At 64.8% G+C, this 12419-nt stretch carries 22 protein-coding genes; all 22 read left to right on the plus strand.

Annotation, left to right across the window (positions count from 1 at the left end):
• The first annotated feature begins 2 nt into the window (after positions 1 to 2).
• The 22 genes from rplC to map all read left to right on the plus strand — a co-directional run bounded on the left by rplC (position 3) and on the right by map (position 12394).
• Complete coding sequence (gene rplC / locus ABIB15_RS01115) at positions 3 to 653, plus strand: 50S ribosomal protein L3 (protein WP_354474602.1); 651 nt, start codon at positions 3 to 5, stop codon at positions 651 to 653.
• Between the two features lie 3 nt (positions 654 to 656).
• A complete protein-coding gene (rplD, locus tag ABIB15_RS01120) occupies positions 657 to 1388 on the plus strand; it encodes a 50S ribosomal protein L4 (protein WP_354474604.1) in 732 nt (243 codons plus the stop codon).
• Positions 1385 to 1684, plus strand: coding sequence for a 50S ribosomal protein L23 (rplW, locus tag ABIB15_RS01125; protein ID WP_354474606.1), 300 nt, complete (start codon positions 1385 to 1387; stop codon positions 1682 to 1684). The genes rplD and rplW overlap by 4 nt, the downstream gene beginning before the upstream one ends.
• Before the next feature lie 16 nt (positions 1685 to 1700).
• Positions 1701 to 2540 (plus strand): 50S ribosomal protein L2, encoded by an 840-nt coding sequence (rplB, locus tag ABIB15_RS01130; RefSeq protein ID WP_354474608.1) that lies wholly within the window; start codon positions 1701 to 1703, stop codon positions 2538 to 2540.
• Positions 2541 to 2552: 12 nt separating this feature from the next.
• Positions 2553 to 2834 carry a 30S ribosomal protein S19 gene (gene rpsS, locus ABIB15_RS01135; protein ID WP_161885403.1) on the plus strand — a complete coding sequence of 94 codons (282 nt, stop codon included), beginning with the start codon at positions 2553 to 2555 and terminating at the stop codon, positions 2832 to 2834.
• 27 nt (positions 2835 to 2861) lie between these two features.
• Positions 2862 to 3266 (plus strand): 50S ribosomal protein L22, encoded by a 405-nt coding sequence (rplV, locus tag ABIB15_RS01140; RefSeq protein WP_354474610.1) that lies wholly within the window; start codon positions 2862 to 2864, stop codon positions 3264 to 3266.
• Positions 3266 to 4057 carry a 30S ribosomal protein S3 gene (rpsC, locus tag ABIB15_RS01145; protein ID WP_161885405.1) on the plus strand — a complete coding sequence of 264 codons (792 nt, stop codon included), beginning with the start codon at positions 3266 to 3268 and terminating at the stop codon, positions 4055 to 4057. The genes rplV and rpsC overlap by 1 nt, the downstream gene beginning before the upstream one ends.
• Positions 4057 to 4476 (plus strand): 50S ribosomal protein L16, encoded by a 420-nt coding sequence (gene rplP, locus ABIB15_RS01150; RefSeq protein ID WP_161885406.1) that lies wholly within the window; start codon positions 4057 to 4059, stop codon positions 4474 to 4476. Before rpsC ends, rplP begins: the two co-directional genes overlap by 1 nt.
• On the plus strand, positions 4476 to 4820 hold the full coding sequence (rpmC, locus tag ABIB15_RS01155; RefSeq protein ID WP_161885407.1) for a 50S ribosomal protein L29: 345 nt from the start codon (positions 4476 to 4478) through the stop codon (positions 4818 to 4820). Before rplP ends, rpmC begins: the two co-directional genes overlap by 1 nt.
• Positions 4820 to 5134 carry a 30S ribosomal protein S17 gene (gene rpsQ, locus ABIB15_RS01160; protein WP_354474613.1) on the plus strand — a complete coding sequence of 105 codons (315 nt, stop codon included), beginning with the start codon at positions 4820 to 4822 and terminating at the stop codon, positions 5132 to 5134. The genes rpmC and rpsQ overlap by 1 nt, the downstream gene beginning before the upstream one ends.
• A 32-nt stretch (positions 5135 to 5166) precedes the next feature.
• Positions 5167 to 5535 carry a 50S ribosomal protein L14 gene (gene rplN, locus ABIB15_RS01165; protein ID WP_354474614.1) on the plus strand — a complete coding sequence of 123 codons (369 nt, stop codon included), beginning with the start codon at positions 5167 to 5169 and terminating at the stop codon, positions 5533 to 5535.
• A 2-nt stretch (positions 5536 to 5537) separates the two neighbouring features.
• The gene (gene rplX, locus ABIB15_RS01170) at positions 5538 to 5888 is read left to right on the plus strand and encodes a 50S ribosomal protein L24 (protein ID WP_161885410.1); all 351 of its coding nucleotides are present in this window, start codon (positions 5538 to 5540) and stop codon (positions 5886 to 5888) included.
• Entirely contained in the window at positions 5888 to 6481 is a 594-nt protein-coding gene (gene rplE, locus ABIB15_RS01175; RefSeq protein ID WP_354474615.1) for a 50S ribosomal protein L5, read from the plus strand. Before rplX ends, rplE begins: the two co-directional genes overlap by 1 nt.
• Positions 6482 to 6560: 79 nt before the next feature.
• On the plus strand, positions 6561 to 6959 hold the full coding sequence (rpsH, locus tag ABIB15_RS01180; RefSeq protein WP_354474617.1) for a 30S ribosomal protein S8: 399 nt from the start codon (positions 6561 to 6563) through the stop codon (positions 6957 to 6959).
• 6 nt (positions 6960 to 6965) lie between these two features.
• Positions 6966 to 7502: a 50S ribosomal protein L6 gene (gene rplF / locus ABIB15_RS01185; protein WP_354474618.1), complete on the plus strand. Its 537-nt coding sequence runs from the start codon at positions 6966 to 6968 to the stop codon at positions 7500 to 7502.
• A gap of 2 nt (positions 7503 to 7504) precedes the next feature.
• The gene (gene rplR, locus ABIB15_RS01190; protein ID WP_161885414.1) at positions 7505 to 7876 is read left to right on the plus strand and encodes a 50S ribosomal protein L18; all 372 of its coding nucleotides are present in this window, start codon (positions 7505 to 7507) and stop codon (positions 7874 to 7876) included.
• A 47-nt stretch (positions 7877 to 7923) separates the two neighbouring features.
• Positions 7924 to 8601, plus strand: coding sequence for a 30S ribosomal protein S5 (gene rpsE / locus ABIB15_RS01195; protein WP_354475116.1), 678 nt, complete (start codon positions 7924 to 7926; stop codon positions 8599 to 8601).
• A complete protein-coding gene (gene rpmD / locus ABIB15_RS01200; protein ID WP_354474619.1) occupies positions 8601 to 8786 on the plus strand; it encodes a 50S ribosomal protein L30 in 186 nt (61 codons plus the stop codon). Before rpsE ends, rpmD begins: the two co-directional genes overlap by 1 nt.
• Positions 8786 to 9538, plus strand: coding sequence for a 50S ribosomal protein L15 (gene rplO / locus ABIB15_RS01205; protein WP_354474620.1), 753 nt, complete (start codon positions 8786 to 8788; stop codon positions 9536 to 9538). The genes rpmD and rplO overlap by 1 nt, the downstream gene beginning before the upstream one ends.
• Positions 9539 to 9615: 77 nt before the next feature.
• Positions 9616 to 10941 carry a preprotein translocase subunit SecY gene (gene secY, locus ABIB15_RS01210; protein ID WP_354474622.1) on the plus strand — a complete coding sequence of 442 codons (1326 nt, stop codon included), beginning with the start codon at positions 9616 to 9618 and terminating at the stop codon, positions 10939 to 10941.
• On the plus strand, positions 10938 to 11564 hold the full coding sequence (locus tag ABIB15_RS01215; protein WP_354474624.1) for an adenylate kinase: 627 nt from the start codon (positions 10938 to 10940) through the stop codon (positions 11562 to 11564). Before secY ends, ABIB15_RS01215 begins: the two co-directional genes overlap by 4 nt.
• Before the next feature lie 2 nt (positions 11565 to 11566).
• Positions 11567 to 12394 carry a type I methionyl aminopeptidase gene (map, locus tag ABIB15_RS01220; protein WP_354474626.1) on the plus strand — a complete coding sequence of 276 codons (828 nt, stop codon included), beginning with the start codon at positions 11567 to 11569 and terminating at the stop codon, positions 12392 to 12394.
• Positions 12395 to 12419 lie beyond the last annotated feature (25 nt).

Raw genomic sequence — 12419 nt, forward strand, 5'->3', positions numbered from 1 at the left:
GGATGTCTATCACCAAGACAAGCAAGGGCCTGCTGGGCAAGAAGCTCGGCATGACCCAGGTCTGGGACGAGAGCAACAAGCTCATCCCGGTCACCGTCATCGAGATCAGCCCCAACGTCGTGACGCAGCTGCGTACGCCCGAGATCGACGGCTACTCGGCCGTTCAGATCGCGTACGGCCAGATCGACCCGCGCAAGGTCAACAAGCCCAAGACCGGTCACTTCGACAAGGCCGGCGTCACGCCGCGCCGTCATGTGACGGAGGTCCGCACCGCGGATGCTGCCGAGTACACGCTCGGACAGGAAATCGCGGTCGACATCTTCGAGGCCGGCCAGAAGGTCGACGTCGTCGGTACCTCCAAGGGCAAGGGCTTCGCCGGCGTCATGAAGCGTCACAACTTCAAGGGCGTCAGCTCGTCCCACGGTTCGCACCGTAACCACCGCAAGCCCGGCTCCATCGGCGCCTCTTCGACCCCCAGCCGCGTCTTCAAGGGCATGCGCATGGCCGGTCGTATGGGTGGCGAGCGCGTCACCGCGATGAACCTCAAGGTTCACGCCGTCGACCTCGACAAGGGCCTCATCCTGGTCAAGGGTGCTGTTCCCGGAGCCCGCGGCCGCATCGTTTTCGTTCGCAACGCAGTGAAGGGGGCGTAACGCATGGCTGACTCAAACGCCACGCTCGACGTCATCGACTCGAAGGGCAAGAAGGTCGACACCGTCGAGCTTCCCGCCGAGACCTTCGACGTCCAGACCAACATCCCGCTGATCCACCAGGTCGTCGTCGCCCAGCGTGCAGCCGCACGCCAGGGAACGCACAAGACCAAGGGTCGCGGCGAGGTGTCCGGAGCCGGCCGCAAGCCGTTCAAGCAGAAGGGAACCGGTCGCGCCCGCCAGGGCTCGATCCGCGCACCCCAGATGACCGGTGGTGGCATCGTCCACGGGCCGACGCCGCGTGACTACGCGCAGCGCACCCCGAAGAAGATGATCGCCGCGGCGCTCAAGGGCGCACTGTCCGACCGCGCCCGCGGTGGACGCCTGCACGTTGTCGATGTGCTCGCCGTCGGAGATGTTCCGTCGACCAAGACCATTGTCGAACTGCTCGCCAGCATCGCCACGAGCAAGCACGTTCTGATCGTGCTGACCCGTGACGACGAGCTGAGCGCCAAGAGCGTTCGCAACATCCCGTCCGTCCACGTGCTTCCGTACGACCAGCTCAACGCGTATGACGTTCTCGTCTCCGACGACATCGTCTTCACGAAGGCTGCTTTCGATGGCTTCATCGCCGGCCCCGTGTCGACGAAGAAGGTCAAGGAAGACGCGATGAGCAGCGGCAAGAAGCGCGTCAGCCCCGAAAAGGCCACCGCCGAGAAGGAGAAGGTCAGCGCATGACCGGAACGTACAAGGACCCGCGCGACATCATCCTGTCGCCCGTCGTCTCCGAGAAGAGCTACGGTCTGATCGACCAGGGCAAGTACACGTTCGTCGTGGACCCCCGTTCGAACAAGACCGAGATCAAGCTGGCGATCGAGTCGATCTTCGGCGTCAAGGTCGCATCGATCAACACCCTGAACAAAAAGGGCAAGACGAGGCGCACCAAGTTCGGCCAGGGCAAGCGCAAGGACACCAAGCGCGCCATTGTCTCGCTGAAGTCCGGATCCATCGACATCTTCACGGCTGTCGGCTAGGGAAAAGGGATAACTCATGGCAATTCGCAAGTACAAGCCCACGACCCCCGGTCGTCGCGGATCCTCGGTAGCAGATTTCGCCGAGATCACGCGTTCGACCCCGGAGAAGTCGCTGCTTCGCCCGCTCCCCAAGACCGGTGGACGTAACAACGCCGGCCGCATCACGACCCGTCACATCGGTGGTGGCCACAAGCGCCAGTACCGCGTCATTGACTTCAAGCGCAATGACAAAGACGGCGTGAATGCCAAGGTCGCGGAGATCGAGTACGACCCGAACCGCACCGCGCGCATCGCGCTCCTGCACTACTTCGACGGCTCGAAGCGTTACATCATCGCGCCGAACAAGCTGAACCAGGGCGACATCGTCGAGTCGGGCGCATCCGCCGACATCAAGCCGGGCAACAACCTGCCGCTGAAGAACATCCCCACGGGAACCGTTATTCACGCGATCGAGTTGAAGCCGGGTGGCGGCGCCAAGATGGCGCGTTCCGCCGGAGCATCCGTGCGACTCGTCGCCAAGGATGGCCCCTACGCGCAGCTCCGTCTGCCGTCGGGTGAAATCCGCAACGTGGATGCCCGTTGCCGCGCCACAATCGGCGAGGTCGGCAACGCCGAGCAGTCGAACATCAACTGGGGAAAGGCCGGCCGTATGCGCTGGAAGGGCGTACGCCCAACCGTGCGTGGTGTCGCCATGAACCCGGTCGACCACCCACACGGTGGTGGAGAGGGCAAGACCTCCGGTGGACGCCACCCGGTCAGCCCGTGGGGCCAGAAAGAAGGTCGCACTCGCCACATCAACAAAGAGTCCGACAAGCTCATCGTTCGTCGCCGCAATGCCGGCAAGAAGCGCAAGTAGGAGTTGTAGAGGATGCCACGCAGTCTCAAGAAGGGCCCCTTCGTTGACGACCACCTGCTTCGCAAGGTAGTCGGCGCGAACGCCGCCAGCAGCAAGAACGTGATCAAGACCTGGTCGCGCCGCTCGATGATCATCCCGGCAATGCTGGGTCACACCATCGCGGTGCACGACGGTCGCAAGCACATCCCGGTGTTCGTCACCGAGACGATGGTTGGGCACAAGCTCGGAGAGTTTGCTCCCACCCGCACCTTCCGTGGACACGTGAAGGACGACAAGAAGGGTCGCCGCCGCTAACGCGGTGGCGGAAGGAGGAGTAGAGAAATGGTTGAATCCATCGCTCGCGTGAAGCACATTCGCGTCACCCCCACCAAGGCTCGTCGTGTCGTCAACATGATCCGCGGCAAGCAGGCTATGGAGGCCTTGGCCATCCTGAAGTTCGCGCCCCAGGGTGCGAGCGAGCCGGTGTACAAGCTCGTCGCTTCGGCGATGGCGAACGCCAAGGTGAAAGCCGACGCGAGCAACAGCTACCTGGACGAGCAGGACCTGTTCGTCTCGTCGGCCTACGTCGACGAGGGAACAACGCTCAAGCGTTTCCAGCCCCGTGCACAGGGACGCGCGTTCCAGATCCTGAAGCGCACCAGTCACATCACGATCGTCCTGGCCACGCCAGATGAGACGGCCGTCGCGACCGGTGCAGCGCAGCCGAAGAAGGCAGGAAAGAAGTAATGGGCCAGAAAGTAAATCCCTACGGCTTCCGTCTGGGTATCACCACCGACCACGTGTCGCGTTGGTTCTCTGACAGCACGAAGGTCGGACAGCGCTACAGCGACTACGTCGCCGAAGACATCAAGATCCGCAACCTGCTCAAGACGAGCCTCGACCGCGCCGGAGTGGCGCGCATCGAGATCGAGCGCACCCGCGACCGCGTCCGCGTCGACATCCACACCGCCCGTCCGGGCATTGTGATCGGTCGACGTGGCGCCGAGGCGGAGCGTATTCGCACCGACCTCGAGAAGCTCTCGGGCAAGCAGATCCAGCTGAACATCCTCGAGGTGAAGAACCCCGAGGCAGAAGCTCAGCTCGTCGCTCAGGGCATCGCCGAGCAGCTCACCGCTCGCGTGGCCTTCCGCCGCGCGATGCGCAAGGGCCTCCAGGGCGCCCAGCGCGCCGGAGCCAAGGGTGTCCGCATCCAGGTCTCCGGTCGCCTCGGCGGCGCGGAGATGAGCCGCTCGGAGTTCTACCGTGAGGGTCGCGTTCCGCTGCACACCCTGCGCGCCAACATCGACTACGGCTTCTACGAGGCCAAGACGACGTTCGGCCGCATCGGCGTGAAGGTCTGGATCTACAAGGGCGACATCACCAACAAGGAGCTCGCTCGCGAGCAGGCCAACGCCAAGTCCTCGCGTCCGGACCGCCGCGACGACCGCCGTGACGGCGGCCGTGATGGTGGACCGCGTCGCGGTGCCGCAGCTCCGAGAACCGAAGCTGCCCCGGCAGCAGTGGGAGCAGAAAAGTAATGTTGATTCCCCGCAAGGTCAAGCACCGCAAGCAGCACCACCCCGGCCGTAGTGGCCAGGCGACTGGTGGCACGACGGTTTCGTTCGGCGAGTACGGCATCCAGGCGCTCACCCCCGCCTATGTCACCAACCGCCAGATCGAGGCCGCTCGTATTGCGATGACGCGTCACGTCAAGCGTGGTGGAAAGGTGTGGATCAACATCTACCCCGACCGCCCGCTCACCAAGAAGCCCGCCGAGACCCGCATGGGTTCCGGTAAGGGTTCCCCCGAGTGGTGGATCGCCAACGTCAAGCCGGGACGCGTGCTCTTCGAGCTCAGCGGTGTTCCCGAGAATGTCGCGCGCGAAGCCCTCACCCGGGCCATTCACAAGCTGCCCCTCAAGGCACGCATCATCAAGCGCGAGGAGGGCGACGCATAATGGCGATCGGTTCCAAGGAGCTCGCCACAGTCGAGCTCGATACTTTTGAAGACGGCAGGCTCGTCGACGAACTCAAGAAGGCCAAGGAAGAGCTGTTCAACCTGCGCTTCCAGTCCGCCACGGGACAGTTGGAGAGCCACGGTCGCCTGCGCGCCGTCAAGCGCGACATCGCCCGTATCTACACGGTGATCCACGAGCGCGAGCTCGGCATCCGTGCCACCCCTGCTCCGCTCGAGGTCGCTCCCAAGGCGACCAAGGCGAAGAAGAAGTCCAAGGCGGATGCCGCCGTAGAGGCGCCCGCCGACGAGGCAGCGTCCACTGACAAGAACGAGGAGGCGAAGTAATGGCTAAGACCACGGAAACTACCGCGGGCGAGCACGCCGCTCACGACGTCAAGGACGTGAACGCGCGCGGACAGCGCAAGGAGCGTCGCGGTTACGTGACCAGCGACAAGATGGAGAAGACCATCACCGTCGAGGTCGAGGACCGCGTCAAGCACCCGCTGTACGGCAAGGTCATCCGCCGAACGTCCAAGGTCAAGGTCCACGACGAGGCCAACTCGGCCGGCATCGGCGACCTCGTTCTCATCAGTGAGACCCGTCCGCTCAGCGCCACGAAGCGCTGGCGCCTGGTCGAGATCCTCGAGAAGGCTAAGTAAGCCTCGGCTTGCTTAGAAAATAAGGACACAAGATGCTTCAGCAGGAATCCAGAGTCAAGGTCGCCGACAACACCGGCGCCAAGATGCTGCTCACGATTCGCGTTCTCGGTGGCTCCGGCCGCCGCTATGCCGGCCTCGGCGACGTCATCGTCGCCACCGTCAAGGACGCCATCCCGGGCGGCAACGTCAAGAAGGGTGACGTCGTCAAGGCCGTCATCGTTCGCACCAAGAAGGAGACGCGCCGTTCAGACGGCTCGTACATCAAGTTTGACGAGAACGCCGCCGTCATCCTGAAGGCTGATGGGGACCCCCGTGGTACCCGCATCTTCGGGCCGGTCGGCCGCGAGCTTCGTGACAAGAAGTTCATGAAGATCATCTCGCTCGCACCGGAGGTTATTTAATCATGGCGAACATCAAGAAGGGGGACCTGGTTCAGGTCCTCAACGGCCGCCGGCAGGACCGCGGCGGCGACCGCGGCAAGCAGGGGCGCGTGCTCGAGGTTCTCGTCGAGCGCAACCGCGTGATCGTCGAGGGAATCAACTTCGTCACCAAGCACGTTCGCGTCGGACAGACGCAGCGCGGCAGCAAGACCGGTGGCATCGAGCAGATGGAGGCACCGATCCACGTGTCGAACGTCGCCCTCGTCGACCCCAAGACCAAGAAGCCGACTCGCGTCGGCTTCCGCGTGGAGAAGAACGACGACGGCAAGACCGTGCGCGTTCGCTACGCCAAGAAGTCAGGTGAGGACCTGTAATGACTGACACGACAACTGCGGAGAAGGCTGCGAAGATCGAGCCGCGCCTCAAGCAGAAGTACAAGACCGAGATCTCGGCCCAGCTGCTCAAGGACTTCGGGTTCACGAACGTGCACCAGGTGCCCGGACTCGTGAAGATCGTCGTCAACACGGGTGTCGGCGAGGCCGCGCGCGATGGCAAGGTCATCGATGGGGCCGTCAAGGACCTCACCGCGATCACGGGCCAGAAGCCCGTCGTCACGAACGCTCGCAAGTCGATCGCACAGTTCAAGCTGCGCGAAGGCCAGCCGATCGGCGCCCATGTCACGCTTCGTGGCGACCGCGCCTGGGAGTTCCTCGACCGGCTCCTGTCGCTCGCGCTCCCGCGTATCCGCGACTTCCGCGGCCTGTCGGACAAGCAGTTCGACGGTCACGGCAACTACACGTTCGGCCTCACGGAGCAGTCGATGTTCCACGAGATCGATCAGGACAAGATCGACCGCGTCCGCGGTTTCGACATCACTGTCGTCACCACGGCGAGGAACGATGACGAGGGTCGCGCGCTGCTCAAGGCGCTCGGCTTCCCGTTCCGCACTGCAGAGAACACTCCGTAACACCCCTGCACCACCGATCGACCAGGTCGGCGCCCGCGTAACGGGCGTCGAAACCAGACGAGATTAGGAAACAAACGCAATGACAATGACAGATCCGGTCGCAGATCTGCTGACCCGACTGCGCAACGCGAACTCGGCGTACCACGATTCCGTGTCGCTCCCGAGCAGCAACCTCAAGTCCCACATCGCGGAGATCCTCAAGAAAGAGGGCTACATCGCCGGCTGGAAGATCGAGGATGCCCGCGTCGGCAAGACCCTGACCATCGACCTGAAGTACGGCCCGAACCGCGAGCGTTCGATCGCGGGCATCAAGCGCGTATCGAAGCCCGGACTGCGCGTCTACGCCAAGTCCACGGAGATCCCTCACGTTCTCGGTGGCCTCGGCGTCGCGATCCTGTCGACTTCCTCTGGCCTCCTCACGGACCGCCAGGCAACTTCGAAAGGCGTGGGTGGGGAAGTCCTCGCCTACGTGTGGTAGCCGAATATGTCACGAATCGGAAGACTCCCCATCGAGATCCCTGCTGGGGTCGACGTCAAGGTCGACGGCTCTGCCGTCACCGTCAAGGGTCCGAAGGGTGAGCTGAACCTCACCGTCGCGAAGCCCATCGAGGTCAGCCTCGACGGCGGTCAGCTGCTCGTCACGCGTCCGAATGACGAGCGCGAATCGCGCTCGCTGCACGGCCTGACCCGCACGCTCATCGCCAACCAGATCATCGGTGTGACCACTGGGTACTCCAAGGGTCTCGAGATCGTCGGTACCGGTTACCGCGTGGCGGCGAAGGGCGCGAACCTCGAGTTCGCCCTCGGCTTCTCGCACCCGGTCGTCGTCGCTCCCCCCGCCGGCATCTCCTTTGTTGTCGAAGGCAACACGAAGCTGACGGTGCACGGCATCGACAAGCAGGCCGTCGGAGAGGTCGCCGCAAACATTCGTAAGTTGCGCAAGCCAGAGCCCTACAAGGGCAAGGGTGTGCGCTACGCAGGCGAGGTAGTCCGCCGCAAGGCCGGAAAGAGTGGTAAGTAGAAATGGCTCTCGGAACTAGAGGCAAGAGCAAGTCGGCCGCCAAGGGCCGCCGACACGCACGTCTTCGCAAGAAGGTCGTTGGCACCGAGGCGCGTCCGCGTCTCTCCGTCACCCGGTCGGCTCGTCACATCTTCGTGCAGGTCATCGACGACAGCAAGGGTTTCACCCTCGCGTCGGCGTCGACCCTCGAGGCCGACATGCGCACCTTCGACGGTGACAAGACCGCCAAGGCACGCAAGGTCGGCGAGCTTGTCGCCGAGCGCGCGAAGGCCGCCGGAATCGACGCCGTCGTGTTCGACCGTGGTGGCAGCAAGTACGCGGGTCGCGTTGCGGCCATTGCGGACGGCGCCAGGGAAGGCGGGTTGGACCTGTGAGCGACGCATCGACAAACAAGGAGCAGGCCGTGGAGCCCAAAGCAGTCGTGGCGCCCGAATCGACAGAGACCGCAGTCGTTCAGACCGCGGTTGTCGAGACGGCAGCCGGAACTGAGAACAACAACGCCGCCGAGCCTCGCGAGGCTCGTCGTGGCGGCCGTGAGCGCAACCCGAACCAGCAGCGCGGATCGCGCGACAGCGAGAAGAGCCAGTTCCTCGAGCGTGTCGTCACGATCAACCGCGTGTCGAAGGTCGTCAAGGGTGGTCGTCGCTTCAGCTTCACCGCTCTCGTCGTCGTCGGCGATGGTAACGGTCTCGTTGGAGTCGGCTACGGCAAGGCGCGCGAAGTGCCTACCGCGATCTCCAAGGGCGTCGAGGAGGCGAAGAAGAACTTCTTCCGCGTTCCTCGCGTCGCCGCGACGATCCCGCACCCCGTGCAGGGTGAGGCCGCAGCCGGCGTCGTGCTGCTGCGTCCCGCATCCGCCGGTACCGGTGTTATCGCCGGTGGTCCGGTCCGCGCGGTGCTCGAGTGCGCCGGCATCCACGACGTCCTGAGCAAGTCGCTCGGCTCGTCGAACACGATCAACATCGTTCATGCCACCGTTGCTGCCCTCAAGCAGCTCGAAGAGCCCGCTGCGGTCGCCGCACGTCGTGGCCTTCCGGTCGAGCATGTCGTGCCCGCGCGCCTCCTGCGCGCCCAGGCTGACACGAAGGCAGGTGTCTGATGGCCGCGCGCCTGAAGGTGACCCAGATCAAGTCCAAAATTAGTGAAAAGCAGAACCAGCGCGACACGTTGCGGAGCCTCGGGCTCAAGCGCATCGGCTCGGTCGTGATTCGCGAAGACAATTCGCAGAATCGCGGCTACGTCCGTACCGTCGCTCACTTGGTTCGCGTCGAGGAGATTGACTAATGGCTGAAGAAACCACGCCAGCCGCGAAGAAGGCACCCGCCAAGGCTCCGGCCAAGGCCACCGCTGACAAGGCCGCCGCCCCCAAGGCTGCAGCCAAGAAGCCGGCAACCGCCAAGGCAGACACCGCGGCGACCGCCGCGAAGAAGCCCGCCGCGAAGAAGCCCGCAGCGAAGAAGCCCGCAGCGAAGAAGCCCGCCGCCGCGAAGTCGGATGCTGCCGAGGGCGCTGCCGCGCAGGCGACGGCGACGAAGGCTCCGGCCACGAAGGCTCCGGCCAAGAAGAAGGCGGCTCCGGCCGCCGAGGTCGTGGCTCGCCCGCAGGTTCTCAAGATGCACCACCTTCGCCCGGCCCCCGGCGCGAAGAAAGACCGCATGCGTGTCGGTCGTGGTGAGGGATCCAAGGGTAAGACCGCGGGTCGCGGTACCAAGGGCACGAAGGCGCGCTACACGATGCGCCCCGGCTTCGAGGGTGGAAACATCAACTTCATCATGCGTGCTCCGAAGCTGCGCGGGTTCAAGAACCCGTTCCGCGTCGAGTACCAGGTCGTGAACCTCGAGAAGCTCGCCGAGCTCTACCCCTCCGGTGGTGAGGTCACGATCCTCGACCTCGTCGCCAAGGGTGCCGTGCGCAAGAACGAGAAGGTCAAGATTCTTGGGTCGGGTGACATTGCGGTTAAGCTGGAAGTTGCAGTCGACAAGGTGTCCGGCTCTGCCGAACAGAAGATCGTTGCTGCCGGCGGTTCCGTCAAGTAGTCGCAAGAGACGCAAGTTTCAGGGGTGGCCCGCAAGGGTCACCCCTCCTGCTTCATCAGAACTAACCTGGAGGACTCGTGTTCAGAGCCGTAGCGCGGATCTTCCGCACGCCCGACCTTCGAAGGAAGATCGGGTTCACGCTCGGTATCGTCGCGTTGTTCCGACTCGGCTCCTTCATCCCCGCACCGTTTGTCGACTACGGCAACGTGCAGGCGTGTATCGCCTCGAATGACGGCACGACGGGCCTCTACGAGCTCGTCAACCTCTTCAGCGGTGGCGCCCTCCTTCAACTCTCGGTCTTCGCGCTCGGCATCATGCCGTACATCACGTCGTCGATCATCGTGCAGCTGCTGCGCGTCGTCATCCCGCACTTCGACACCCTCCACAAGGAGGGCCAGTCCGGCCAGGCGAAGCTCACGCAGTACACCCGCTACCTCACCATCGCGCTCGCCATCCTGCAGTCGACCACCCTCATCACGGTCGCCCGGAGCGGCGCGCTGTTCCCCTCGACGAGCGGCGCTCCCGAGTGTGCGAACCTCATCATCGACCCGTCCTGGTACGCGACACTGCTGATGGTCATCACGATGACTGCGGGCACCGGCCTCATCATGTGGATGGGTGAGCTCATCACCGAGCGCGGCGTCGGCAATGGAATGTCATTGCTGATCTTCACCTCGATCGCCGCCACGTTCCCCTCCGCACTCTGGGGCATCCAGGCGTCGCAGGGCTTCGAGGTCTTCCTCCTCGTCCTCGCCGTCGGCCTCGTGATCATGACCGCCGTCGTATTCGTCGAGCAGTCGCAGCGACGCATCCCGGTGCAGTACGCCAAGCGCATGGTCGGTCGCCGCACCTACGGCGGCAACAACACCTACATCCCGATCAAGGTCAACATGGCAGGCGTCGTGCCCGTCATCTTCGCCTCGTCGCTGCTGTACCTGCCCGCGCTCGTCGGCCAATTCAACCAGCCGGCCGGCGGAGGAGCCCCGTCGCCGTGGGTGCAGTGGATCTCCGACAATCTGACCTCGGGCGACAACCCGTTGTACATGGCGCTCTACTTCCTGCTGATCGTCGGGTTCACGTACTTCTACGTGGCCATCACCTTCAACCCGGAGGAGGTCGCCGACAACATGAAGAAGTACGGCGGCTTCATCCCCGGAATCCGTGCCGGACGTCCCACGGCCGAATACCTCGACTACGTGCTCACCCGCGTGACGCTGCCCGGTTCGCTCTACCTCGGTTTCATCGCCCTCATCCCGCTCATCGCACTGGCGACGGTCGGGGCCAACGCGAACTTCCCGTTCGGTGGTGCGAGCATCCTGATCATCGTCGGTGTCGGGCTCGAAACGGTCAAGCAGATCGACTCGCAGCTTCAACAGCGTCACTACGAAGGGCTGCTCCGATGATCGCGTTCACCCAGGGCACCAAGCCCCGTCTGCTCATCGTCGGTCCCCCCGGGGCGGGCAAGGGCACCCAGGCGGCGAAGCTGGCCGCCGACTTCGGCATTCCCGCGATCGCGACGGGCGACATCTTCCGCCACAACATCCGTACCGGCACCGAGCTCGGCACTCAGGTCAAGGCGATCGTCGACGCCGGCGACTACGTTCCCGACTCCCTGACCAACGAGCTCGTCGCGAGTCGCCTCTCGGAGGAGGATGCCCTCGAGGGCTTCCTGCTCGACGGCTACCCGCGCACGCTCAACCAGGTGGCGTACCTCACCGACTTGCTGGCCGGGCGCGGGCAGAGCCTTGACGGCGTCATCCAGCTCGTCGCGGACACCGACGAGGTCGTCACGCGGCTGCGCAAGCGCGCCGTCGAACAGGGCCGGATGGACGACTCGGAAGAGGCCATCCGTCACCGCCAGGATGTCTTCGCCCGCGAGACCGCGCCGCTCGTCGCCGCCTACAGCGACAAGGGCCTCCTGGTCGAGGTCGACGGCATCGGTGAGATCGACGAGGTCGAGGGCCGCATCACCGCGGCACTCGCGGCGCACGGCATCCAGCGTCCCGGCGCCGTTCCCGCCGTCTAGGCGTGGCGCTTCGCTCGATCTACAAGACGCCCGCGCAGTTGCGGCTCCTGGTGCAGCCCGGGCTCATCACGGCTGCGGCGCTGCGGGCGGTGCGCGACGCGATTCGCCCCGGCATCACAACGCTCGAGCTTGACGCGATCGCCGAGGCCAGCATCAGAGCCGCGGGTGCCGCGCCGAACTTCATGCTGGAGGTGGGCTACCGGCACACCATCTGCGCCTCGGTGAACGATGACGTGGTGCACGGCATCCCCGGAGGGCGCATGCTCGCACCCGGCGACATCGTGTCAATCGACTGCGGGGCCGAGCTCGGCGGCTGGAACGGCGACGCCGCGTTCACCGCGGTGGTTCCGGATGCCTCCCGGCCCGGGGTCGTGCGCGAGCGCGAGAACCTCTCGTCGGTGACCGAGCAGTCGCTCTGGGCCGGCATCGCCGCACTCTCGCGTGCCCGCCACCTGAACGAGGTCGGGGCCGCGATCGAAGACTACGTCGACGGCCACGGCACCTTCGGCATCCTCGAGGACTACACCGGACACGGCATCGGGCGCTCGATGCACGAGGACCCGCCCGTGTTCAACTACCGGGTGCGCGGCAGAGGCCCGGCGGTGAAGCCCGGCCTGGTCGTCGCGATCGAGCCCATGGTCACCCTTGGCGGCATCGACACCCGGACTCGCGAGGACGACTGGACCGTCGCGACCGCCGACGGCACGATGGCAGCGCACTGGGAGCACTCCGTCGCCGTGCACAAGGACGGCATCTGGGTGCTCACGGCGGAGGACGGCGGGGCGGCCGGGCTCGCGCCGTTCGGCGTGACGCCGACCCCGATCGCCTGAGGGTTTCTGCGGCGCTCTGGCAATT

Origin of the sequence: Marisediminicola sp. UYEF4, assembly GCF_040546025.1 — a bacterium.
Classification (GTDB): Bacteria; Actinomycetota; Actinomycetes; order Actinomycetales; family Microbacteriaceae; genus Marisediminicola.